The sequence below is a fragment of the Paraburkholderia nemoris genome, assembly GCF_905221015.1.
GTDB lineage: Bacteria > Pseudomonadota > Gammaproteobacteria > Burkholderiales > Burkholderiaceae > Paraburkholderia > Paraburkholderia nemoris.
The window spans coordinates 187819-212097 of record NZ_CAJNBO010000016.1; the positions used below are offsets into that span (position 1 = coordinate 187819).

The 24279-nt window shown below is 61.4% G+C and carries 19 protein-coding genes; all 19 read right to left on the reverse strand.

Annotated elements, in window-relative coordinates; translation table 11 throughout:
• Window positions 1-236: 236 nt before the first annotated feature.
• Complete coding sequence (locus tag KHO33_RS24775; RefSeq protein ID WP_200563999.1) at window positions 237-2876, reverse strand: GAP1-N1 domain-containing protein; 2640 nt, start codon at window positions 2874-2876, stop codon at window positions 237-239.
• A gap of 7 nt (window positions 2877-2883) precedes the next feature.
• Entirely contained in the window at window positions 2884-3735 is an 852-nt protein-coding gene (locus KHO33_RS24780; protein ID WP_200564002.1) for a TRAFAC clade GTPase domain-containing protein, read from the reverse strand.
• The gene (locus KHO33_RS24785) at window positions 3732-4727 is read right to left on the reverse strand and encodes a TRAFAC clade GTPase domain-containing protein (RefSeq protein ID WP_200564005.1); all 996 of its coding nucleotides are present in this window, start codon (window positions 4725-4727) and stop codon (window positions 3732-3734) included. The genes KHO33_RS24780 and KHO33_RS24785 overlap by 4 nt, the downstream gene beginning before the upstream one ends.
• Before the next feature lie 53 nt (window positions 4728-4780).
• Window positions 4781-5815 carry a GTPase-associated system all-helical protein GASH gene (locus KHO33_RS24790; protein ID WP_200564008.1) on the reverse strand — a complete coding sequence of 345 codons (1035 nt, stop codon included), beginning with the start codon at window positions 5813-5815 and terminating at the stop codon, window positions 4781-4783.
• Window positions 5815-7158, reverse strand: a complete 1344-nt coding sequence (locus KHO33_RS24795; protein WP_200564010.1) for a metallophosphoesterase — start codon at window positions 7156-7158, stop codon at window positions 5815-5817. The genes KHO33_RS24790 and KHO33_RS24795 overlap by 1 nt, the downstream gene beginning before the upstream one ends.
• 312 nt (window positions 7159-7470) lie before the next feature.
• Window positions 7471-8283, reverse strand: a complete 813-nt coding sequence (locus KHO33_RS24800) for a TraB/GumN family protein (protein WP_200564012.1) — start codon at window positions 8281-8283, stop codon at window positions 7471-7473.
• A 665-nt stretch (window positions 8284-8948) separates the two neighbouring features.
• Entirely contained in the window at window positions 8949-10004 is a 1056-nt protein-coding gene (locus KHO33_RS24805) for a hypothetical protein (RefSeq protein WP_200564014.1), read from the reverse strand.
• A 250-nt stretch (window positions 10005-10254) separates the two neighbouring features.
• Complete coding sequence (gene qatD / locus KHO33_RS24810) at window positions 10255-10995, reverse strand: Qat anti-phage system TatD family nuclease QatD (protein ID WP_200564016.1); 741 nt, start codon at window positions 10993-10995, stop codon at window positions 10255-10257.
• Window positions 10992-12212 (reverse strand): Qat anti-phage system QueC-like protein QatC, encoded by a 1221-nt coding sequence (qatC, locus tag KHO33_RS24815; RefSeq protein WP_200564018.1) that lies wholly within the window; start codon window positions 12210-12212, stop codon window positions 10992-10994. The genes qatD and qatC overlap by 4 nt, the downstream gene beginning before the upstream one ends.
• 50 nt (window positions 12213-12262) lie before the next feature.
• Window positions 12263-13150, reverse strand: a complete 888-nt coding sequence (gene qatB / locus KHO33_RS42820; protein ID WP_328822807.1) for a Qat anti-phage system associated protein QatB — start codon at window positions 13148-13150, stop codon at window positions 12263-12265.
• Window positions 13150-15015, reverse strand: a complete 1866-nt coding sequence (locus KHO33_RS24825; protein WP_200564021.1) for a KAP family P-loop NTPase fold protein — start codon at window positions 15013-15015, stop codon at window positions 13150-13152. The genes qatB and KHO33_RS24825 overlap by 1 nt, the downstream gene beginning before the upstream one ends.
• Before the next feature lie 693 nt (window positions 15016-15708).
• Entirely contained in the window at window positions 15709-15954 is a 246-nt protein-coding gene (locus tag KHO33_RS24830; RefSeq protein ID WP_200564023.1) for a hypothetical protein, read from the reverse strand.
• Between the two features lie 31 nt (window positions 15955-15985).
• Window positions 15986-17464 carry a DUF746 domain-containing protein gene (locus KHO33_RS24835; protein ID WP_200564025.1) on the reverse strand — a complete coding sequence of 493 codons (1479 nt, stop codon included), beginning with the start codon at window positions 17462-17464 and terminating at the stop codon, window positions 15986-15988.
• A 13-nt stretch (window positions 17465-17477) separates the two neighbouring features.
• Window positions 17478-18428, reverse strand: coding sequence for a peptidyl-prolyl cis-trans isomerase (locus KHO33_RS24840; protein ID WP_234480472.1), 951 nt, complete (start codon window positions 18426-18428; stop codon window positions 17478-17480).
• Between the two features lie 10 nt (window positions 18429-18438).
• The gene (locus tag KHO33_RS24845; RefSeq protein WP_234480473.1) at window positions 18439-20241 is read right to left on the reverse strand and encodes a ShlB/FhaC/HecB family hemolysin secretion/activation protein; all 1803 of its coding nucleotides are present in this window, start codon (window positions 20239-20241) and stop codon (window positions 18439-18441) included.
• Window positions 20241-22253, reverse strand: a complete 2013-nt coding sequence (locus KHO33_RS24850) for a two-partner secretion domain-containing protein (RefSeq protein ID WP_200564029.1) — start codon at window positions 22251-22253, stop codon at window positions 20241-20243. The genes KHO33_RS24845 and KHO33_RS24850 overlap by 1 nt, the downstream gene beginning before the upstream one ends.
• A gap of 100 nt (window positions 22254-22353) precedes the next feature.
• Window positions 22354-23082: a hypothetical protein gene (locus tag KHO33_RS24855; protein WP_200564031.1), complete on the reverse strand. Its 729-nt coding sequence runs from the start codon at window positions 23080-23082 to the stop codon at window positions 22354-22356.
• A 70-nt stretch (window positions 23083-23152) separates the two neighbouring features.
• A complete protein-coding gene (locus KHO33_RS24860; RefSeq protein WP_200564032.1) occupies window positions 23153-23785 on the reverse strand; it encodes a T6SS immunity protein Tdi1 domain-containing protein in 633 nt (210 codons plus the stop codon).
• A 10-nt stretch (window positions 23786-23795) separates the two neighbouring features.
• Complete coding sequence (locus KHO33_RS24865) at window positions 23796-24278, reverse strand: SMI1/KNR4 family protein (protein ID WP_200564034.1); 483 nt, start codon at window positions 24276-24278, stop codon at window positions 23796-23798.
• Window position 24279 lies beyond the last annotated feature (1 nt).

Consider the following 24279-nt stretch of genomic DNA (forward strand, 5'->3'; position numbering starts at 1 on the left):
GCTCGGTCGCCTCCCTGATCGCAACCGCCGCGCCGCGCGCAGCTTTTCGTCGATGAGTGAAAGCTCCTGGAAGATGGCTCCCTCATACGCATCCATTTTGACAACGTACTGCTTCTAGCCGGACTATTCTTGGACCGCCTGCAGAAGTCGACCCGCACGCTCTATTCCCTCTGATTAGGCGAGTGGCAGTTCTCGAACCGCGAGGAAGCGACGGCCAGTTGCCCCCACCGCGTGATCTAGATGTCCGGCGCGTCGAAGAGTGGTCCGCCGCTGCGGACCACTCGAAGGGCCTCCTGGACCTGACCACGCCACGGGTCCGGAATTGAGGACAACTCGCGCTCAATGGAAGAGATGACGCGCGCGCCATCGTTTTGCTTTGCGATGCGCCGTAGAATTCGGACAGGATCGCCCGCGCGAGCGGCGGCGAGAGCAATGTCCGTCGCCCGCCAGTTCGAATGCATGAAAGCGTCGACGAGTTCGCGTCGCACGATCTTGCACTTATCCCAGTCGACGAAGAGAAAGAATTTGAAGAGATCCGGAGGCTCGTCCGCTTTCTTTAACTCCTGGTAGACCGACGGAAAAGCTGCGGCGATTAGTGACGATGCGGGTTCCCGCTGTGACCGCAGCAGGAAAGGCAAGAGCGCAGCTGAGGACCGCACAAAAGCCTGTTGGTCGAGGGCAGCCGAATCCCAGAGCAAACTCGCCGCGTCAGCTACTGCCTGCTCCGGGTAGTCGATCCGACCTCGGGCGACAATTGCCTTGCCGAGTTCCTCGATCGCCGACATGATGCACCGGCGGACAGCGGGCGACGCACGGTTGAACGCTGACAGGTTCGCGGCAACAATCTCCCCCGGCACCCCCCGCTGTAGCCCGAGGATGACAGCTCGCGATCCGTTGAGAACCGTCCCCATGGTTTCAAGGAGTTTGTCGAGCACCGCGTTGCGGCCTGCTCCCATGCCTCGGGGCAAGACTATGTCCAGAGCGCGCGATGCGAGACGGTGGGCGTGATCGTGATTGGCATGCGGCAGCAGGCGCATAGTCGTCTGCACTGCAATTGACGCATCCATCCCTTTGTCCTCCAGCATACGCTCCACGATCTCCAGGCTGCCAGCGGGGTCTCGCATCAGTAACTGAAGCGCTGAATCCCGCTGACGACCGACAACCATCGACTTGAGCTGCTCGGCCGAGGCCAAGCGCATCACGCGGCGAAGCAAGTCGAGACGGCGTTCGTCGGCGAGCGAAGGAGTTTCCAGCAGCCACTGGAGGTCGTCCCCGACGGGAGAGACAAAGCGAAGCAGGAGAGCATCCGTACCACGACTGTCGGGGAGCCCGGCAATCGTGTCGCGTAGCTCCGCCAAGGCTCCGATCTCCTGCGCCCGATCGGCAAGCGGCGCGTGCAGGCTCCCGGCCGCAAGACCGTTTGCAGCACTTAGATGCTTTGCCTCTGCGAGCAGCTCGCTGCAATTGAGATCCGCGATGAGTATCCGCGCCGCATCGGCCTGCCGATCATCAACGAGCAGGCGCAACAGCCGTCGCTTCGCGTCGTCACGAGTCTCTGGCGACGCCTCAGCGAGCGCGATTGCGAGCCTATTGGATAGAACGGCGTAGCGGGTAAGCGACACCTCTGCAAGAACGGGACTCAGCAGCAAAAGTTGCAGAAAGTTGGCGGGATTGACCTCCGCGACAGCGGCGGCTCGTCGGTCATCGAACCCCGGCGCGATGCCGTCCCCGACAGCGCCAAGCAACAGCTCGTGGCCACGTGCTGTCGCGAGCATTTGCACGTTCGCGAGCGCATCGATCGGTTCCCTGCCCGCAAGATGAATCGCGGCGCCGCGGATTGCCTTGGCCACGGACAGTTGCAGTCGCACGTCCCTCAGTTTGTCTGTGAGGGCGAGCAGGAACCGCCAGGCCTCGAATGGCGGGAGCGTAGAGGCCGCGCGTTGCGCGGCACGTCCAAGCTCAGGTTCGAGGCGCCTGATTGCATCGAGGTTTCGGATCGAACGGCTGTTGGCAATGTCCAGCAGGCCAAGCGCAGCGTTCGGCGAAGTCTCGAGCTTCTCGTGGAGCTCGTTCCACAGCAGCGATATCCTGAGCTCAGCCTCGGCCCCCCCATTCCCCGACGACAACTCCCCGAGCATGTCGTCGCGTAGCAGCGAGGGCTTGTCGCTACCGAACACGCGTTCGACGATCTCGTGTGACCACCGGTGCCGCGCTGCTACCTGCTTTCTAGCGTCGATCCGGCGGCCGGGCCAGTCATTGAAGCGCGGCCTGGCGTCCGTCGGCGCAAAGACCAGGTCGAAATTCCGTCCGCCAAGCGTTCTCGGGGACAGGGCGAAGGTGGAGACTGCGAACGTCCGCCGAAAGGACGGCCAGAAGGCAGTCAGCAGTCGGAGCGTGACGCTTTCCGGACAGGATGAGTCGAACACGACAATGGGTTTGCGGTCCTCGAGGAACAGAGCCTCGACCAACTCGATACCTTCTAAGGCAGCGACGTGCGGGAGGGGGCGCGACAGTCGATCTTCTTCAACGCGCTCTGCCGGCGCAGAGGGCCCGTCCGTGGATAACCTTTCCGCAAGGCCCACGACGTCGATTCCAGTCATCCATTCGGACATCGGCACGATCAGACTGCGTGTCCGCACGCAGCCGGCCCGGGGTGCATCGAGATCTTGCCATGTGCGCGCCACTACATAGCATGCCGCCGACGGCAGCGGATAGCAGGTGAGATAGGGATCAAAACGTTCGCCGGGACGCAGCGGACCTGCGACGTCTGACATGCGGTCGACGAGATCCTGATCCAGCTTCGGCAGCTTTACGGAGGCCGACAATAGCTGGTGCCCGTGCCGATAGCCGTGCAGTTGCTGGTCGAAGAACTTCATGGTTCTCTCAGCCCCCGATGGCCCAGGCGACCGGTATCGTAATGTCGGGGTCCGTGTGCCAGCCCCCTTCGCGCTCGAGCGTGACCAAGCCACTGTTTGCCATGATCATGTGCTCGTACCTTTTTCGAAACTCGGCATCGCGCTGCAGGTCACCACCAACGATTGTCACTCCGTAAATCCTCAGGTCGACCCGCTCCGCGTCCCCCAATGCTCCAGCGAACATCGGAAACTGCTTGCGAAGGAAGGCCAGCGGGCCGGCCGCTTTGGCTTCGGCGTCGAGGTTATCCCACGCCGTCACGACGACTGCCACACGCGGCTTACCTCCATCGAACCTGTCTGAAAGGCGCTGCTGGAGTAGGCGTAGGAGCTCGCACAGAATCACCTGGGTGGGAAGCTCCACTTCCTCGTTGCCCTCTCCCATGGGGTGGCGAAGGGCTTCCCGTGCATTAACCCAGTCGAGCGGCTGAACATTGAGTGGCGAATGCACGCGCACGAAGAGGAGCGCCCCATCGGCGTTTTCCAGCGCGTTCAACCACTCGCGCGGGATCTCAGAGTTTTTCACGGCATCGCGCCAGAGTTCGCCCGTAAAGTCAGGCACGATCAACTCGGTAGGCTCTGTGCCGTTGTCGGTTTTCAGGGGCACACAGAAATCCTGGCGCGCCAGGTTGGTGTCAGTGCGTGCGGCAAACTCGCCTTGTAGCAGGTGTTCGCAGATGCTCTCGACATATTCGATGTTCCGCGGCATCCCGGCCCGCTTGAGCACCCCGTTGCCCGCCTTCAGCGAGGCCCAGAGCCTCCCGACGTAGTTGCTCTTGCCTGAGTCAGGACCACCAACCAGGATGATCGATTTTTGATTCATGGGCTGCGTCCAAAATTGAGGAACGAGCGATGAGAGTACGGCAACTGGTCCACTGGCCAGGGAACGGGCCGGGATTCGGAAACGGAGAGGGTCATCTCGACAAGTTCGGCTAAACCAAAGCCCGGCGGCACGGCGGTGTCGGAGAACGACGCGATCGGGGCAAACTCTATCGCGAAGCCAAACTGCTTGCCATATTCCTGCACGCGCTCTAGCGCTTCCTTGGGAAACTCGCCTCTGTCTCGCCAGCTGGGGACGAGAATCGTCCTGGGTCTTGGTGTCGGAAGGATAGATGTGAGCCGTTCGATCAGGTTGGTTAAGCGATGGATCGCCAGTTCGCGTTTCTGGCCCTCCAGGAAGTCGCGGCCGTCCGCCATCAACCAAACGGTCTCGGCCGCCCTCAGGAACTCGAATTTGTCTGCGTCGCCGTTGATAATCAGGCCACGCGACCATTCGCCTGGCAGGTCGGGCATCAACAGGTCGAATTTGCGACCATCGACATCGCGCCGCAGCCTGAGATGCAGGAAGCCTGCCTGCCGATCATCAGCGAGCTCGGTATGGACCGTCATTTCAGCAGGCGCGCTACCGTCGTTCCACCGCCGCGTCCCGCGGGCGATCTCCTCGAGCGCCATCAGCGTTCTGCTGTCAGCGTAGCTGAAGCCACGGAGCGAACCGTGCGCAAGCAGCAGGTACAGGCTGGCAAGGCTGGCGGTCTTGCCAGCGTTGGGCAGGCCCACGATACCGATCAGATTGACGTACCGGTCGCTCATCAGCGCGTCGCTCTCGCGCAACCCGAGTGTGCCGCTTCGCGGAAGCGAAGGCTTTTCATCGGGGGCGACGAGGACCGCCTCGCCCGCTACACTGACCACCTGATCGTCAGTGGCAAGCGTGCCTGCGCCGTCGCTCAGGTACTTATCCGGTTGAACGTCCAAGCCACGCAGCCGGGCAAGGGCCGCCTTGTGGGACGGGCAGTCCTCCGGCTTGAAGCTGTTCATGCAAACGCCAGTCTGCGGGAAGGTACATTCCGCGACGTCACACACCTGTTCGGTCATAATCCGCCTGCCGTACCTGCGTTCAGGTGATATATCGCACCCTCGAGCAGCGCACGGGCGCCCCATTCGGACGCGGTGAGCTTCTCGTTCGCGAACGGTATTCCGGTGTCCCCGGAGGCTATCGCCGTGATGAGCGGAAACACAGCAGAGGCGTTGGTCATCCGCGCCCCCAAGCTGGCCGCCAACCTGGTCCGGCGATCGCCGAGCATGCCCATGAGCTCCGAGAGCGACAGCGGATCACCGTCCGTCACGTTGCGAAGAACGATGTTCCGGTGCGCGTCCGTAGGCAACCGCCGAAGCTTGGCTGCTGCGTCCAGTCCTGCCACGACCGCCCGTACGGCACCGGGCATATCCCCAACCGACTCTTTGAGGGTCTCGCTGCGGTCTGACAGCAACCACCACATGAAGTCAAGTTCCTCCCTGTCGAGAGCAGCGTTGTCTCGCATCGCGGAAATCGTCGGTTCGACAGCGCGCATGAATGCCTGGTTGACCTTCGTGCCGGGTGCAGAGTCCTGGTCGATGTTGACATTACCGATCTGCGGGATGGGGCGACGCCTGCGAGCAGAATCGGCGACGCGAAGGACGCGACTACGGCTGGCGACCAGCACGTCCTGACGCAGCTTCTCGACCTTTGCCTGCTCAAGCGGACGCTGGAACCACAGGGCGGACCAGAACGCCGCAGCGAGCGCATCGGCGTTGGTCCATCCATGAGTCTCAGGCGCATCGTTCATGAAGTCGATGGCGGCGGCCAACATGACAACCTTGATCTGCAGTTCGCCCTGATCGGCGGAACGCACGAACGACGAAGCGTGGTTTTGGATCCTGAGTTCGGCCCCGTTCGCAATGTCTTCGGGAAGAGCCGATCCATCGGCGATCGACGCCGCGATGATGGATGCAGTTGCGATGGCGCCTTGAGGCTCAAGTCGATCGTAAACGCCTTTGATTTCGGTTGCGGCGCTCTTTCGCTTCTCGACCCACTCATCGCTGGTGCCCGTGTCGAATATCCGAGCGTATTCGGCCATATTGCTCATTATTGGTCCCTCGATTGTTGTTCGCGCCTGGCGAGCGCGGTCTCGATCTTCTCGCGGAGTGCATTAAAGCGGTTACCTCGAACCACATTCCTGAATAGTCTACCTTCTGTCTCGTGGTTGAAGCCGCCGGCAATCTCGCCGGGCACAGCGTCGAGCTCAACAAGGATGCGGAGGCGATCGCCTTCGGCCAGGTCGCGGAAGAAGCGCAGGTACAAATTCTGATACTCGGTCTCGTCCGCTTGCCCATTGACGGTCACGTCTTGCTCCTGCGGCAAAATGATTTCGACGTGTGCTGGCTCGATGCCGGCAAGACCCCCGGTAACTTCGGGCTTAGGTGGCTTCGAGCCCTTGCGGAAGTACGGGGCGCCAAGGACGGTGCGCCGGTCGCGCCCATTCAGCCTCAGATCATCCGCCTCGAACCGCTTCATCTCGTCGTTCCATGCCCGTGGATGGAGCGTAACCGCCAGAGCGTCCTCAGCCTCATCCCAGTCGAACTCGATGACGTTGTAGGCGTAGGTGTAGGCACCGTCGATCTTGTCGGGCGTGGTCGCACCAGCCGCGAGCATCATGAGATCGCACCCTCCCTCCACTTTCTGAACGTCAACGGCGGCGCGATGCTCGTGCCCAGAGATAAAGACGCGGGCGCGACCTCGCAGGAACCTCGTCGCATCGGCAGAATCGGCATACCAGTTGAGCGGGTGGTGGGCCAGCACAACGAGTTCTTCGCCATCGGCTGCCGTCATGACGCGCTGACGCGCACCTAGCAGAAGCTTGCCGTATTCGTCGCGACCCTGCGTACAGATCAGAGCTGAGTTGAGACGCACGAAGCGAATCGCCCTCCCTTCGGCGAGCTCCACTCGGCGTTCGGCGCTGCTTTGGCCGGCGCAATCCAGAGGGCATTGATAGGCATCGGCAAACCGACGGTACTCCGCGAATCGAAGGTAGAGCACGTCACGCGCGGTCTCCTCCTCGAGGAAGCTGTCCAGCCTCGCCTCGCCTTGCTCGTAGATCCCGTCGAGCATCATTGCCGTCAGGCCTTTGATCCTGTCGCGGTCGATGTCGTGGTTCCCAGGCACCATCTGAATGTCCGCGGCCCCACAGCCTACACGGAGCGCGAGTTCGTCAAGCCATTTGCCGGCGGCCTCATACTCATAACGCTTGCCTGCAAATGCGATGTCGCCGGTAACGATGATGCCGGCCACCCTTCTGTTTGGAAGGCCGAAAACGACAGTGGCAGCGTCTTCAATCAGTTGCTTTCGGGCATCCTCGTTGACCACGCGCTGGCCAACCACCTTCTCTTGCCCGAAGTGGATATCAGAAAGATGCACGAATACGGCAGTCACGCGGCCCCCTTGTTTTCGTAGTACCAGTGTCAGCGAGCAGTATAGGCGCTAGCACATCGGCCAGTTCTCAATGCCGTCTTCGGCACCAAGTCTCTTCGAATCGTGCAATGCCAAGCGTGATCGCGGCCAGTTTCGCGCTGCCGTGTTGCCTGATCGACGCATTCAGATGATCGGTAAGCACGGTCGAGCCGTTCAGAATCGCCAGTCGCACAGGCCCGTCGCGAAACCGGTAAGCGTATAGGCACGCATGTGTGAAATGGTCAAGGACTGAGGCTGATTCGCCATCGCAGACGCCGACTATTCACTGAGCCATTAATCGATGCCGATATGGTAGGTCTCGGCCGTAGTGCCCTGCCCCGCCTGCAGCTGTACCGGTTGCAGAATATAGCCACGGGTTTTGAGTAGCGCAATCAGGCCGTGTTTGCCTGGAAGATGCCCGGCACCGACCAGTACGAAGGCACCACCCATGTCAAACAAAGGCGGCAGTGTCTGCATCCAGTTCTCGTTGCGCTGGCGAACCATGAGGTCGTAAACCGGACCGTACTCGAGGCCGATCGCGGCAAATGCTTTTTCGGAAACCGCATCGACCTTCGCGTAATCGCCGTTGTTCAGCGCATCGACGGTGTCGGCCTTAAGGATCGCCGCGTCATTAGACAGCGCGAAGTGAACGCCCCGGCCGCTGATGTCGGACGGCATGCGCTTCTCCAGCCCAACGACTGCCTCATCCGTCTCAAGATAGCTGAGCGGGATCCGGTACCGCACCTGCGCCTGCTGGATGATCACATCACGAGGCTCATAGCCCACAGAGTCGCACCCGTCGTAAGCGAGTTGCGTGGCTGCGACCGGGGTTGACTGCGCAAGGAGCGTCTCTACTACATTGTTGACAAGAGTCTGTGCTGGAAACGGCAGTTTGCAGCTGAGGTGCAGGCGCAGAGCGTCGATATCGGCGGGCGAGACGGCCTTGCGCCATGGGGTGGAGGCAACCGTGCCGGTTCCAAGACCTGGATGTTCGAGCACGACCACCCTTGCGTCCCTGATAAGCTGGGGGGCGGGTTGCCGCAGGTGGCGATCGGCGACATGCATGCTGCCCATCAGCGTGCTGTGCGCCCCGTTGGGGGCGGTCACCGAAAACGCCCATACGCCGGCCGCAACGGGTCCTGTTGGAGGAGCGTGAGCGGTAGTGGCGGCTGGGGCGTGACCGCCAGCCAGGAGCAAACTCAGGGCGAGCGAATGCATCAGCGTGTGAGGCTGGCGCCGGCGGGGGCTTTGACGTTGTGTCAAAGAGGTCTCCTGCAGAGTAGGTAAACCGGCCACCAGCAATGTCGTGAAGCGTAGCCATATGGTCATTTTTTCGTTTCCAGGTTAAGTCTGGAACCGCGTGCCCGCGTGGCAGCCGCCGAACGCAGCACCGTTGGTCGCCGGTGCACCGCAACCGAACAGGCCGCAGCCGCCAAGCAGGGACGAGGCACCAACGAGCAGGCGGGTCTCACGAATTTTCGGAGATCCATCGTCGCCATCAGTGGTGGATTGGACGGGATGCGAATATGAGCGTGAGCGCGACATGGAGGAATCCCCACGCGAACAGCATCGCCGCGATGAGGCCTGCCATTGCCGCGCGTGGCGTCCATCGAAACGCGCGTCTGTCTGGCGCGTGCGCGTCTTGTCCGGCCGGTTGCTTCCGAACCACGTCCTTCAGATCGCAGATACCGCCTGTAGAGTCGTATTGGCGTGTCATTGCTCCACTCATATTCGCGTACTTTTCTGCGCCGCTGGATCTGACTTTAGCCGCGTCACGCGGAAAGCACGTCATGCCGGGGAGCTGGAGTCGCCACCATGGGCACGCCGGTCGCTGCGTCCTCCCGGGCACCTTCAAGCGCCGCCACATAGCGGCTCAGGTTCTGCTCAAGCGTCGGAAACTCGAAGACTGAAAGCACCGCGATGGCCGGGTCGCTCTCAAAGCTGTGCCGTCGCCAGTCTTCCGTGCCGGCCTTCACCTTCACAACGTACTCGTAACGAACGTTGCGTCGCGGCCGGAGCCACCGCAAGGACCCGCTACCGCTCGGTGTTGCTTCCCGCCAATGTCCACAGAGCGGAATCTCAAGCACGTGGCTGGATTCGAAAGTGTGTCGGCCTTCATCGACGATGAACAATCGCAGCCGCTCGGCCGGGATATCTGTGGATCCCGAAGCGAGAAACCGGTCGACGATTGCCTGGATTGCGGCTGGATCGTTATAGATGCGAATGCAGCTCTCTTGAGGATGCGCCAGCAGCAACGCGACGTCAGTGTCCCCTGATCGTTGGCGCAGTAGCCGTGATGTCCAGTAGACCACGGCGGGCTGCGCGCCATGCGTCATGAAATAATGCGGCTCGAAACCCCGCCGCGTGTAACGCGCGTGCGAACTGGCCATGAGCGTCGATTCAGGCATGGTGCGCCATTGTCCGTCAAGGTCCAGTATTTCGATATCGCTTTTGGGAATACCATCCCGTGACCAGTCCTGCTGAGGCTCCCGCGGCGATGCCTGCCAGAAGAGCCAGGCAGTTTCAATCAGGAAGTCGTCGTCCGCCCGTTCGAAGGCGTTGAAGAACGGATGATCCTCGCGCACGCGCTGCAGCACATGCAGCTGGCTCCATAGTCGGCAGCCCATCCGGCTCTTCGCGGCTTCAAGACTTTTCCAGAACGAAATGCGAAAGATCGACTCACCCTCGGCGAGGGTGTGCTCGGCAGCGACAAGCGGTTCGTGTTGCCATGGTCCGGCTTCGCCGCTGCTCCATCGGCGCGCGCGCAACATGTCGCCGTGCATTCGAAGATGTGTCAGCCAGGGATCGTAACGATAGATGTAGCTCATGCGGTTCGGTTTGCGAAAAATTGGAACATGCGCGTAGGACGCGAGCCGCGTTCCGGCAATGCACATGCAATCGTATGACATGTCGCAGTTGCAGGAAAGGGACTGGATCTTGCGACTCTCGATCGCGGCGACGGCCGTCCGGGCACATGCCGGTAGGCAACCGATTTCGGAAGGGACCGAACTTGTCGTCAGCCTGACAGCGGCTCAGGGCGGCCATATACCCAAGGTCGGTCGGTCTTGGCGCGGCGAACTAGCTCTTCTCTGCGATTTCCCTGATGCGAAGAGAATTGCCAGATAGCCGGTCAGCCGCAGCTGCAACCGGAATGCGCCATATTTTGGCAAGCGTGTGCGATACATCCGCAGCTTCCCAAGGGAGCAGTGCGTGACCCCGCATCTGCGCGAAAGGTCCATCGGTTTCCGGCAATACTCTTTCAGGCGGCATTTCATTCGCCAGCGCCTGCCCACTCGCTGCTGATAGCATTTTGGGCCCGACGCTAAACCAGCAACCCAGTGCGACCGCGTCGCGTAACTCCCCCAGACTGCCAGAGAACCAGTGCAGGATAGGTGTCCCGGAAGTCGGATGGGCCTCCAGGATGCGCAGTACCTCCCGCGCCGCACCTCTCGAATGTATGCTGATTGGTCGTCCCCCGGCTGCGGCGCATGCGCCAATCGCCCGCTCAAAAATGTCTATCTGCAATGCCAACGTCGATCGAAACCGTGGCGAGCCGTCAATCCCGATCTCTCCAATCCAGGTAGCCCGGGCCACATTCGCGAGCAGTGTATCGATCTCGTTTGCTTTTTGTAGCGCGACCTCTGGATGCAAACCCAGACCCACCGCGACGCGCTCGAATTTTGAAAAAACCCGCGACGTGGCCATCCAGGCGCGTGGACTCGTGGTGACCGCGAGCGTGAACTCATTGCGGCGGTTCGCTTCCGCCGCAACTGCGAGTGCATCAGGATAGAGATCAAGGTGGCAGTGAAAGTCGGTCACAATACTTTATGCAGGTGAAGCAGTGCCTCGAGTTCGTTGAAGCCACGCTCGACAACGTCGGCAAGCCTGTCGCGCTCATCCTGTGTCGCGAATGCAAGAGAGGCGCCGATGAGTTTTTTCACGCCCTGTTGGCGCAGGCGGACGATCGCATGAGACAGTGCCCCGATGTCGTTTGGGCCCTTGTCTCTTCCCGCGTCGCGCAAATTCGCGTTCCCATACTTTGTTTCATCCTTGATGCCGGCGTGCAGGAATGACGCCCGGCGGACGAGGCACGGGATACACCTACCGCATTGTACGTACTTGTTTCGCAGATACTTTCCACAGCTGACCGATTGTGTAGCCATCGACCTCAGCAATTGTCTGTCAGCGCACGCTTTGAGCATCTCTCCCTTGGTTGCATGCCGGTACGGGAAGCGCAGCGCAACACCGATCCCTGCCGAGTCGAGTATGCGCTGGACTGCATCGAGAAATAGTGGATGTGTCGTACGCGTACTGAGACTACCGTGGCGACTTGGGGTCAGCGGGACATTCAGACTGATAAACCCGTTTTCCGGTACGACCACGTCCGCCGTACCCTCATGGTGGAACGAGCGCAACGCTGCAGCAGCCAGCGCAGCGTAGCCGAGAAAGATAAGTGAGCGTCCCCGTTGGGACGTTTCTTTGGCCCTGGCCGGATTGATGTTCGAGTTCCACTGGAAATGCGCGATGCCTGGAGCCAGCCGCCAGGCAAACCTCTTCTGGTTTGCGCCGTCGCCGCGCGCGAGATGTGAGACAAACAGCGGCGCCCGGCCAGCTGCGACCTCGTCAATTCCGCCAACCAGGGAGTCCAGCCCGCCGGACAAAAGCGACACGCAACTACGCTCGACAAGCACAGGCTTTTTTGCCACTGGCGCAGGTTCGCCGCCCGCGCGGAATGACACGCTCCAGATATCGCCGGTCAGGAAGCTGAAGCAGGCGGCTATCTGGTCCGAGAGCGCATTCCAGTGACCCGGGTCACTCACGGCCACATCGAGCTCAATTTCACGTGTCCATCCATCGGGGCTGCCAATCCGACTCACACCGAAGTCGGCGCAGGCGGCGGCGAGGCAGAGCGTCGAAAAGTCCCAGACGTTTTGCGGTACGACAATGCCTGCCTTACGGATTGAATCAGGCCATCCGCGTGCAGCCCATCCGACGTGCGCGAGACCCGGATTGGAAAAAAGAGAAAAGAGCCGCACATTCGCGCGTGCTCGGTCGGGGAGCGTACTGGCCGGACCGCATATGACTTTCATTCTTCCGCCTCGCTGAAAACTTCGAATGCTTCACGGGTAACCTGTCTCGCCAGCCGCTGGACTGACACGTTCGTTATCGGCGTCGCCTGCTTCCGGGCATCTCCGAGCCGGGACGAAACGACCGTAATGATGTATTCGCGCATGTCGTCAACACGAGCAACCGCCGTCGTGGGATCCAGGTCATCGCCGTCGAAACGTTCGCCCATATCGTGCATGACCTGCATGAAGATCGAGTTTCCGATGAAGCGGTCCGTTAGCGTCCAGATGTCATCGTCGCTCATCGACATGGGGTCAACATCTTCCTTCAACTCCATCAGGTCAATGAACGCGTATTGCGCAGCATCTTTGCATGCCTCGGAGTCCAGGATTCCAGCCAGTGGGCCCACGCGCTCGATCACCGCGGCGATCACGGCTTCCGCGCTCGCGCCAGCGAGGTTGGCGGAAACCATCCAGGCGTTGATAGCCGCGTCGGTCCCGTCGCGCATCGACCGCAATGTCCCGGCGAGAAGCCCGGCAACGTTGCTGCTGACCCGCAGTCGCGAGGCAGCGCGAGACGCCCCACCTAATCCGCGTCGGGTGTAGTGTCCTAGCGACTGTCGAAGGTATGATCGGTCACCAGATCGCGCGTAGTTGCCGAGGCTCGTTCGCGCTGCCCCGAAACGGCCGGCGGGCGCAATCCCTGGTGAACCGGCCTCCGTGTCTCGCTGGTCGTTTTCGTTCCCGCCATCTATGTTCTCTCCGCCGTCAACCGGCGGACCGGGTGCCGTGTCTGTATCGTCGGCCGCAGGCCTGGCACCGTCGTCGAACGGCAGGATGTCGTCAAGCCATGGCGGATCGAACGGCACGCCGCCCGACGGGCCCTTCCCGGAGGTGGATGTCCCCATTATTTTTTCACCCGTGCGTCGAAGAGTCTTTTGAGTCTCGGCGGACAGTCCGGCGAGTCCGCCCACGCGCGCAGCACTTCCTGATATGCCGCATCTTCCGCGAGCTTTGCTGCGAGACCGACGCCAGCGGTCGCTGCAGGAATTGCGCGATACATGTCCACAAACAGCGGTTTCAGTTCAGGATATACATCGGCCACCATGAAACACCCCGCCACGCGGTCAACCTTGTCCCATTCGTTCTGCTGGCGCTTGACGCGGATAAGCTGGCGCGCAATCTCCTCAGCTACGGAAGGACCTGTTGCCTTCAGCCGGGTATCGAGCGCCGAGGTCGAGGTCTTCGCCTCGATGAGCGCCTTGAGAAGGTGGCGTTCTTCTGCCGAAAGCTTCCCGGAACGCGTCACCGAGATTGACCGGTCGCGACTGAGGTAAAGTGCGTCTCGCAAATCCAGGCGACCAAGCGCCGGCTCAAGCTTTAGCCATGCCCGCACGAATGGCGTGTCCCAGCCTGCAGGGAGCAAGAGGTCCGGGTCTCCTGCGCGGACAGCGTCTTCACGCTGGGCCAGTTGCGCGAACTTTCCGTCGGCCGCACCGATGACGCCTGCCGCGAGTTCGTCCATGGCGGAGTTGGCGGCACAGCGCTCAAACAGTAGCAATTTCGCCAGTACCTCCGTGCTCACGCTGATCGAGTGGGCGCGCCCCACCGCTTCGCGAAGGGCAATTGCATTCATGAACCGTTTGACAAGTCTCGGGTTGCCCGAGATTTCACGTGCCGTCGTCATCACGTCGGCGAGCTCATCCGCGATACCGACCCTGCGTCGCAACTCGACGGCTGCAACAGGCACGAGGTCCTCGAGAAACTTCCCATCGATTCCGTTTCCCGCGAAGCCTTTCTGGAGTTCAAGACGCAACTGCTCCGACGCATTCGCGAGCACTTCAGGCGTAACCTCCTTTTTCCGGACGGCCTGTTCGATGAACAGTTGTGCCATGTATGCCCTGACCTCGTTCGGCCCCAGTCGCGGCACCCGGATTGGAATCTGGATCAGCTTGTCAAAGTAGCTGGTCACCAGATCATCATCTGGCTCGGCGTCCCTGAAATGCACGCGCACCGCATGCCGTATCATTTCATCGTCTGCCGCGATAATGAACGCAGTCCTGTCAAGGAACAGCAGGAGCCGAATGGCTTCCAGTGTCGAGATTGCCGTATCCGGAAGGCATCGATCCAGATCATCGACGAGCACCACAAGCGTGACGCCAAGGTCGCTCAAAAGCGTTGCCAGCTCGCGACGAAATGCGTCGATCTCCCTCGGCATCGACCGTTCTTCGTCTGGGCGGATAAATTCTTTCCCCTTCTCCAGTCCGTCCGCAATCTGCGATGCTGTGTCGGCTACGTCTTTGGCGGAAGGTACAACGCCGCTTGCCAGTGACATCGCTGCTCCCATTAGCGCGCCCGGAACGCCACCGACTGCTGCCCCGGTCATCCCGGATAGCACGACCGGAGCGGCTGCTTTCGCCAACCGGAACCAGCGCACTCGGGAGATCAGCCGGCCAACACGTTCGCGCCACGTCTGGTTGTCGCCGGAGTAATCGGATATCGCATCCGTGACCGCCTGTAGCAGCGCAAGCTTGGCGTCGTCAAAGCCCTGGTAGAGCCATGCGTTAAAATCGACAAACATATACCTGGTGTCAGTATCGGCACGCAAAGCGTTGCCAACCATTTTCACCAGCGAAGATTTGCCTGCGCCCCATCCCCCCGAGATACCGATAGACACCGGCTGACCTGCGGATTCGCGAATCACCTCGGCTGCGATATTCGCGATGGTCTTGAAATTTATAAGATCCGTTGCTGTTTCACTGTCCTGCCACATCACGTAGTCCCTTTTTGTGTCCTTCTAGCCGAAGAAGCTGGTCAGGCCGGACTGGTCGCGACCTCCGGATCCGTTCAATACGGCGAAGCACTGTGTGAATAGAACTCGAAGAGGATGGTGGCATTCGAATTGCATTCAAACCATCCATATACAGCCCGCATAAACATACGGGGACACGACGCGCCAGCACAGTCACCGAAGGGTGCGCTGAGATGCGACATTGCCTCACGCATATACTGCAAAAAACCCGGTACAGGCGGGACTCCGTAAATATAAGGCTGATTCGCTATCGCCGATACACGAGAGGGCGCTGAAGCGCGCAAAACGGCCTATGCTGCGATTACCTCTGATAGCAGGATTGCGGTTGTGCTACTCGCCGGACACGGCACCCATCGCCCTCAACGTCTAGAACCCTGCCGGGGAGATCCAGGCCTCCTCGGCGAGAGCGACGATGCTGGTTGTTTGCCTTTGCGTCGCGCATCTGAATTGATGGACACACATATTGGCCGCAAGGCTGAACAAACAATAGGAATGTTCGGTGTAAGACCCGTTCGGAAAGCTATCCACGCCCGTCAACTGGCCGGTCCTGCAGTAGAACAGCGCCGATCTTACGGTCCACCAGACCCCGATGGGTATTCGACGTGAGGGGCACAAAATCGCGGCGCCAGCTTCGCCGACGCTACCGAATCGGGTTCAGCCCAATGATTCGCGCTGGTGCCGCGCAGTGGCCTCCCACAGTGCGGCCTCGCTCTGGCACCGCCGGTCATCGATGTCGTCACGGATGCGCACGCTGCCGCCATAGATCTGGATCACCGCATCCTCGCCCCACGCATCGCGCAGGCGGCGCAGGCGGCGCAGCCGCGCACGCTGCCGGCTGTCGAACCAGAATGGCCAGTCGCCGGTACGCCGCGCGGGCGGCGGCACCGGAAAACGGAACATCCCCAATCCGCGCATGGAGTGTCGGAACGTCTCAGGGTTGGTCACACCCGGGCCGTGCGAGAGCGTTCGCCCGGAACGTGCGCTTACATGCCGGGCACCGGTATTGCCGGATGCGCTGCGCCGGCGGCAGGTGGCGCGTCTCGCTGCCGAAACCGTACAGCTGCATGGAGCCTACCCAGTCGCACTTCGGGCACGTCATCGGCGGCGCCTGCGGCTTCGCGCCAAGTTGGACCAGCCGCTCCATGTTCCCGGTCGGATCGAGTTCGAGCAGCCAGCGCCGGAATTTCGGCACCCAGTGGCGGCTCACGAGCAGCATCGAGACGCCGAGCTCCTGCGCGGCCCGTGCGTAAGACAGAGGCTGCGAGAGCAGCTGCACGAAGCGCGCAAGCCTGTCGCGATGGCGCATACCGGAGAGGGGTGTGCCGGTGAGCCGCGAAAACACTTTGCCGCACTGCGGGCAGCCGTATTGCGGCACGCCTCGGCTGTTGTGTGCAGGGTGCGCCTGCAATCCGTCGCACCATGGACAAGCCGGGCGCGGCTCGATGTCGGGCGCGTAAGCACGCGCGATAGCCTCCATCAGGAAGCCCGTGAGCGACCTGTCTTCACCATCCGGTAACGCGCCGGGCGCGGCATGCGAGCGCTTCGCCCACACCGGCAGCTCGGCCCGCGCCGCTGATGTGCGCGCCGGCAGGTCGCCGGTGTCCATGCGGAACTTGCGCGGCTGCCGGCGCTTTGGCGCGGGCGCAGCCAGCGGTGCCACGTCCGTGCCCAGCGGCAAGGCGAACGCCGTTGCGCGGCCATGGCGCATCCGCTCGCGCAACACGGTTTCGGCGACGTCGCGGGTGATGGTCACGTCCACCGCAATACCGAGCGCCTCGAGCTTCGCGAGTTGCAGCGTCGCCCCGCATGCCGGGCACAGGAACTTGCGTGTGCGATCGGTATTGAATCCTCCGTGCAGCACCGGACCATGGAAATCACATTGGTAGCACGCCGTACGCGCCGCAAACCGCACGCCCAGGCGCACGCGCGCCTCCCACCGACCGTCCGGGTCAAGCTGGAGCAGCCACTGGCGCACCGCCGTCACCCAGCGGTTCACCGCGCTGCGGCCTACACCGAGCTGATCCGCGACGAACCCGATCGACGTCTGCTGACCGAGCCACGGGATCAGGTGCTGCAACTTCCCGGGGCGACGCAGCCCGGCGAGCGGCGTGCCGGTACGCCGGTTGAAATCCTGCTCGCAGGTCTGGCACGTGAAGCGGGGGCTCGCCCGGCCCCGGCTGGAACGGCGCGACAGCAGCACCGTGTGGCGGCTCCCGCAACGCGGGCACGCGAACGGCGTTTCCGACAGCGAAAACGCCTCCTCCCACGCGCGCCCGACATATCCGGTGAGCGCCGCGTCCTCATGATCGGGCACCACTGAGCGCGCACGGGAGAGTGGCACGCTCTCCTCAAAGACCCGCACCGGCGGTTTCACGCTATCGTCGCGCATGTCCGCTGTCGGTGTCCCCACCGCTGCTCCGGCGTCATTGCTGGATCGTCGCATTCTTCATCAGTGTGCTGGTGAACTGCGCGGCCGCTTTCTCCAGTGCGAGCGCCTGCAACTGCTGGCGGATCGTGTCCTTCGCCTGGTCGAACGACGGGACCTGCGTCGGCCGCTTCGCGTCGAGCTTCAGGATCACACGCGGTGCATTGCCCGCCGGGCCAGTCACAATCGGCTGCGGCGTGACGCCGCCGGCCGGCAACTGCGTGATCGCCTGCGCCACCGCCAGCGGTAGACCCTGCGTATTGCCCTCACTGAGCGGCGTCTTGAAACTGACCCACGGCAGTTCACCGCCCGATGTCTTGCCTGGCGCCACGCTGTACTGACGGGCGAGCGCATCAAACGATGCGCCGGATCTCAGCTTCTGCAGCACCGCCGTCGCAGTTGCGTCGTCGGTCACGGCAATGACGCGGGGCTTGTACTCTTCCTTGCCAAGCGACGCGACGATCTGGTCATAGCGCGCTTTTACCTGCGCATCGGTCACAGGCTCCGGATGGATGCTGTCCTTGAGGTACAACTGCGTTTCCGTATTGACCTTCGCCGCGTTGATCGCCTGCTGCACTTCGGGCTTCGTATCGTAATGCGCTTTTTCGGCGTTCTGGCGAAACAGTTCGCGGGCGATCAGCTGGTCCTTGAGCGCCTGCCGCAGTTGCGGCGTGTCCGGTTGCCGCGAAGCCTGCAGCGCGTTATCGAGCTGCCCAACGGAAATATCGACTCCGTTGACGCGGGCGACGACACCCTGCGGCAAGCCGCCGGTTCCCGCGGCCTGCATGCCGAAGGGAGGTATGATCGCGGCGCCGGTCTGACTGGCGGCGCTGTTCGTATCGTCTGCACGGGCCAGCCCCGTCATCGCGACGCTCAGCGAGACGGAAGCGAAGGCCGCCACGCATAGCGCGTTGACGGTGGTACCCAGGTGGGAGGTGGTTTTTTTCATGATGATTTTCTCAATAATTCCAGTTTGCCGTAGCCAGCACGAGAGTCGCCTTCGGACCCAGGCTGGCCGGTTGAGTGAGCGCCCGACCAACCGTCACCTCGCCGGACAGGATCTGCTGGTGCCATTGCCATTGCGCGCGCAGACCTCCGCCGACACCCGCGAGCGTCGGAAAGCCTGATGCCGCGACAAGACTCGCCTTGCCTGCGTCAAGAAATACATAGGGCTCAATGTGTCCGTCTTTCCACGCCGGCGCGTTCACCCACGCAATCTCGTTACGCGAATACAGCCCCCTGTCACCGACGATCTCGCCAGAACGGAAGCCGCGGATCGTATCCATGCCGCCGAGATACAACTGCTCGGAGCCGTACAGCGCTACGTTCGTGTACTGGCCACCGATCACGCCGCGATACGCGAAGGCCGCATCGCGGATTTTCGGAAGCGGCACCGTGAAGCTCGCGGTCGCATCGAATTTGGTGAACTGGCTGTGCGCATCACCGCGTGCTGCTCCTTGGGCGTCGTGATCCGCCTCGAGCCACGGCAGGCCTTGCGAAATGCCCGCATCGAGCGTGACATTGCCTAGCGCGTCGTTCAGCACGAACTTGTGCAGCCAGTTGCCGCCGACTCTCAACACCGCCAGATGCTGCGGATTGAAATCGATATCGTTGACCTCACGATCGGTGCGCCGCCACGACAATGTCGCATCGACGTTCGTGACGTCAGCCTGCGTGCGGCCGACCGTGTAGTTCCAGCCGAAGATGTGGCTTAGCGTGCGGCCATACACGAGCGCCGATGTGCCGACCACCTGCTGGTATTCGGAGTCCGACAGCGTGTAGCTGAATGTATGACGGCCGAACGGCACCGCGACCGAACCAACGAGCGCATTGCTGTCGAGGCTGTCGATGAAATTCAGACTCACTGACTCCTGAAGACCGATCAGGTTGTCGGCCTCCATTCCCGCCCGGTACCGCGTTACCCCGGTGGCCGTGCTGCCGTAGTTATCGACGCCGAGTGTCGAGTAGACGCGATCGCCGGGCTGGTTACGGATCGCCACGATCGAATCGCCCGCGCTCTGCCCTGGGAGGATCTGCACTTCCGCCTGATTGCGCCGCAGCCGGTTAATCTGCGCGACACCCTGATCGAGATCCCCGAGCCGCAGCGGATCGCCCGGCGCGGTCGGAAAGGCGTTTTCGTAGCCGGCATCGGTGAGCCAGCCGCCGCCCGCGGCGCGCTCGTCCTTCTTGAGCCGGTGAACAGGTTGCCCATTGATCGTGTACTGCTGCACGTGACCGACCTGCACGGTGATTTTCAGCGTACCCGACGCAAAATTCTGCGGCCCGAGGAAGGCGCGCGTGGTCACGTAACCGGCAGACACGAATGCATCGGTGAGCCTTTTCAGGAGCACCCCCAGACGGTGGGAGCCCAGTTTCTGGCCCACGAACGGCATCGTGATCACATCGAGCTTCGATTGTGGCAGCACGGTGTTGCCGCTTACCTCGATCCGATCGACGCGGAAAGTCGGCCCGCTCTCGCCGATCTGATCGACCGGTGTGCCGGGGGCAACGTCAAGCGTCTGCTCTGTCGTCGGTACCGCGATCGACGGGGGCGGCTGATTCAGCTCCTGCTGTCGCGCCCGCTCCTTCTGCTGGTCGATCAGCTGTTGCGCCGGATCCTGCACCGGTCGCGCGGCCGGAAAAGGCACAGGACCCGGCGCGGCAGTCTGTGCCTGCGACGGGGTAACCTGAAAGCCATAGAGCGCGCCGGGTAGCAACGCGAGGCGGATCGCTCGCCGCACGATTCTGGAAGACTTCCGCATCAGCGCCACCACCATGTGGTGAGCCCGAGATGCTGGCCGATCTGCACGGGGGTACGTCCCGGCGCGCGTACGGTCGTGATACCACCCGTCGCGGAGACGCCCTTGCTACCGGTGATATAGCCACCATCGATCACGCCATCGCCGGTGAGCGTAACGAGTCCGTTCGCCGTGAAGCCGCCGCCCACGTCAGCCGCGATGATCTGCGCCCAGCTACTGCCAAAGAAAGCCTTGAAGCCCCGGTCCTGATTAAGCGCCGAATAGCCGGTCACGCCCTGTGCGTAGGTGACGGGTGCACTGACGTCGATGTTGCCCAGTGCGAAGACGTTGCCGCCAACATTGCGTGCGACGGTACCGGCGGAAATCGAGATATCGGTTCCCGACTGGATTGTGCCGCCATAGGGCGTCACGTTGCTCGATGCGCTCGCGTGACAGACAATCCAGCAGCTACGCGAATAGCTGGCCTGACCGGAAAAGACGGCAGCATTGGTGAACGCCTGCTGCGCCGAGATCTTCACGGCAGCGTCATTCGACTGGATGATGCCGCCGTCGTTTGTGACGTTGCGCCCCGAGATCATGACCGAACCACTGGTTGCGGCAATGTACGCGAGCTGGTCTGGCTGGCTTACCGTGCCATAGTCGACGCCGAAACCGCTGGTCGTGTGGGTGAAGAAAAGGAAGCTGCCGCCGCGGCTTGAATACGCAACCGGCTGGCCACCGTTGGTGCCGCCTGTGTGATCGATCGTGTTGAGCACGTCGCCCTGCGCAGTGAGGCTCACGGACTGGTTTGCAAGAATACGCGCGTTGTCGTTGGTGATGTCGCCCTGCGCGCTTAGCACCGTCGAGCCGTTGGCTGCGAAGATGATCCCGAGGTTCGCCGGGCTCGATGCATTCCTGATGCTGCCGCCGGCCGAGAGCGTCACGTCACCGCCTGTCGCGGCAGCAGCAGCCGTTCCGCTCGATGGCACATTCCCGGCCTGAATCAGGCTGCCGGTACTGCTGATATCGCCTGTACTCGTCAGATTCACTGCGTTGCCTGCCGTGAGCGCGGTCGGCACTGCAGTTGCACCCGTCGCGCCGTCGGCCAGCGTAATACTGCTCGCGTGGACCGTCACGTTGTTTGCGGCGCTCATCTGTGCGCCAGTCAGCGACAGCGCGCCCGTTGTCGCGATATCGACGTCGTGCTCGGCCTTGATTGAGCCGCCGGACGCGCTGATATCGCCGCTGGCCGATACGACGATATCGCCCGCGCTCGCGTAGATCTGCCCGAGGTTGCGCACGCCCGCGCCCTGGTCTGTCACGATCAGTTGCACACGACCCGCTGTCAGACCGCCCAGCGCCGTGATGTCCACTGCGAAGCCGGTGCTGCTGGCATTGGGTGACGTGGAACTGACAAGCCAGTCGTGACCGTTATCGCTCGGGGAAAAGCTGGTGTCGTAGGTGTTCGTACTGTCGCCAACGATCGCGCGGATGCCTCCCGTCGAACTGGTAAAGCTGTTTGTCACCGGACCATTCACGGCCAGTTGCTTTGCGATCAGATCGAGGTTCACGAGCGTGCCGGACAGACCGCCGGCGCCGATCGTGATCGTCCCGCCGTTCGTCGTCAGCACGACATTGCGCTGTGTAACGCCGGGCGCAAGCGTGAGGTCGTTGAAGCTCACCTGCCCCGTGGACAGCACCACGTGCCCGGCGTTCACGAAGCTGCCGCCATCGACCGTGATGCCGTTCGGATTGGCCAGAATGACGTTCGCGCGCGGACCCAGCACACTAACCGCACCCTGGATCAGCGACGGATTTGTACTTGTTACCTGATTGACGATCGTACGCGCGTTGATGCCTGTGTTGTTCAGGTCCGCGCCTGCCGAACCGACATTGAACGACGAATAGGTGTTGTTCGATACGCCACCGGTTACTGGTGCGATGTTCACGATCTGGTGACCGTTCGCTCCAGTTGAAACGGATGTCGCGGTACCACCGTCGGCGACGATGCCGGCCGCCGAAGCGGTGCCCCCCATCGCCGCAAAGGTCCCACTCGCGGCGACAGCCAGTGCCGTCCAGCGCCATATGGGCGAAGTGCCCTTCCGAGCTTTTATTGTTTTCAAGATTTCCCCGATTTCAGTTTCTTCTGGCATCCGTTGCGATGCGTTCGGCGATCGCGTTCACCCCGGTCACCAGTGCTTCGCGGGCTTCGTCTGCGTTCGCGACGAGCGCGTCGATGTTGTCGAACCGGTATTTCGCGTCGGCATCGAGATGAACGGCCCGATCAGATTCGCCTACCGTGTAGCCGTAGGCATAGGTGTTCTGGTAAATCACGGCGCCACTGGCCTGCCGCCTGGCAATCACGTTGACACGTACGCTAGGCACATAGGGCATGCCCGGCCCGGCGGAAACATACCCGGACGTCATCGTGGTGCTCAGCACAGCATCGCCATTCAGGTTCTTCGGCAGATCGTCTGCAGGCGGCTTCGCACCCGCCGGTGCATCCTTGGGAGAGTCAAGCGCGACCGTGTCGACGGCATAGCCGTCCCGCGCCAATCCTTCCGCTAGCTGCGTGGCCAACCTCTCCTGAAGCCGAGTTCGGGCCGGGTCCAGTGCTTGCGTAAGTCGAGTTGATTTGGCGTTCATGTCGGCTGCGGCCACCATGCCACCAATCAGGCCAAAGGCCATCGCGGGGTTGAAGACAATCAGCGTGCGATATTCCTCCATGCCACGGTGCTGGATCACAGTGATGGAATGGATGCTCGCCGCGTTCTCATGCGTGAGGGGCTGCGTCCTGACGGTCGAGCAGCCAGTGGTCGCTGTCGCGAAAAGCAGCGCAACGGACAGGAATAGGGGGCTTTTCATTACGTTATTTTGCTTAGTATAACTATTTTATATTCTCAATAACACTCGAATCTCCGCCGAGCCAGCCAGATTACTTCAGAGTGTCAGGAGATTTCGAGATCTTAACGCTCGTTCCGGTGGGGACGCCGCTGAGCTGAGCGATCATCTGGGATGATAGCGTCCAGTAGACGTCGAGGTCTGTGAGTTCAAGATTATGAAGCTCGTCCGCCCCCCCAAGAAAAAGCGGTCGCTTATATCCGACACATTGACTTACCATCGGAGAGGCTCCCCCGGAGGCAAGCCATTTTCTGAAAAATCCGTCCGCGAGAGCTGCGTCCGCGCATTCACATATCTCTTCATCGTGGAATGAAGTCACATGGCAAGGCATCTCAAGAGCTTGACCTGAGCCTGGTTCAAGCATTACTACGGCAGATTTGCCATCGATCCTGCGCCCCGAATCAGCAGAAAAAACACGGCCGAGCCAGTCGACACCAAAACATTCGATGCGCGCGGCGAGCGCCGGAAATGCGTGTCCGACTGTTCGTTGAATCGTTCCTGCTACAGAGTTTTCTAGCACACGATACAAACCGCGATTAAACGACATGCCTGCAAATAGCGCACGCAAGGCAACAATATCCGGGTCACGTGCAACGCTGTCAGTCGGCATGGTTGCGACAGCGCCGTCTCCGTCGACTTTGAACACTGACGAAAAAAGGTCAAACATATCTCAACGATCACTTGAAGAAATCCGGGTCAATCCACGCCCGCTTGACCTGTCCCGGCTTGAGCTTGACATCGTCCGAGCGGGAAGGGCGCAGCAATTGAAGGAACTCACTGATTGAAGAAGCCAGTTTCGTGAGAGCCGCGAGTCCGGGTATCTCATGATCAAGGAAATAAACACTGCCTATTTCCATCCCCGATGCCGAGATGCAGACATAGTTCCCACCTTCGGCATACGCAATCGGCAAGAATGCGCTGACTCCATGCAGCTCGACTAGGTGAGCTTCGTATGGCACGCGATCAAGAAGAATGAATTGATTCACCCCTGAGTTATTCCCGCCCGGAATATCAAACATATTGCTCTCCGGAACTGCGCCATTGATCTCTTTAAGAGAGTGTAGGTAGTCCATGGGCAGCTTCAGGTTAAGTGCCGCCTCCACGTTCGCGACGAGTTCGTCAGAAGGCGCAGCGCTCGCAGAATTCAGCTTGATTTGCATA

Coding starts and splice junctions, on each gene's coding strand:
- KHO33_RS24865 (WP_200564034.1), bottom strand. CDS start 24,278: ATGCAAATCAAGCTGAATTCTGCGAGCGCTGCGCCTTCTGACGAACTC.
- KHO33_RS24850 (WP_200564029.1), bottom strand. CDS start 22,253: ATGGGGGGCACCGCTTCGGCGGCCGGCATCGTCGCCGACGGTGGTACC.
- KHO33_RS24860 (WP_200564032.1), bottom strand. CDS start 23,785: ATGTTTGACCTTTTTTCGTCAGTGTTCAAAGTCGACGGAGACGGCGCT.
- KHO33_RS24830 (WP_200564023.1), bottom strand. CDS start 15,954: ATGTTCCGTTTTCCGGTGCCGCCGCCCGCGCGGCGTACCGGCGACTGG.
- KHO33_RS24780 (WP_200564002.1), bottom strand. CDS start 3,735: ATGAATCAAAAATCGATCATCCTGGTTGGTGGTCCTGACTCAGGCAAG.
- KHO33_RS24840 (WP_234480472.1), bottom strand. CDS start 18,428: ATGAAAAAAACCACCTCCCACCTGGGTACCACCGTCAACGCGCTATGC.
- KHO33_RS24855 (WP_200564031.1), bottom strand. CDS start 23,082: ATGAAAAGCCCCCTATTCCTGTCCGTTGCGCTGCTTTTCGCGACAGCG.
- KHO33_RS24805 (WP_200564014.1), bottom strand. CDS start 10,004: ATGAGCTACATCTATCGTTACGATCCCTGGCTGACACATCTTCGAATG.
- KHO33_RS24845 (WP_234480473.1), bottom strand. CDS start 20,241: ATGCGGAAGTCTTCCAGAATCGTGCGGCGAGCGATCCGCCTCGCGTTG.
- KHO33_RS24785 (WP_200564005.1), bottom strand. CDS start 4,727: ATGAACAGCTTCAAGCCGGAGGACTGCCCGTCCCACAAGGCGGCCCTT.
- KHO33_RS24775 (WP_200563999.1), bottom strand. CDS start 2,876: ATGAAGTTCTTCGACCAGCAACTGCACGGCTATCGGCACGGGCACCAG.
- qatB (WP_328822807.1), bottom strand. CDS start 13,150: ATGGGGACATCCACCTCCGGGAAGGGCCCGTCGGGCGGCGTGCCGTTC.
- KHO33_RS24790 (WP_200564008.1), bottom strand. CDS start 5,815: ATGAGCAATATGGCCGAATACGCTCGGATATTCGACACGGGCACCAGC.
- KHO33_RS24825 (WP_200564021.1), bottom strand. CDS start 15,015: ATGTGGCAGGACAGTGAAACAGCAACGGATCTTATAAATTTCAAGACC.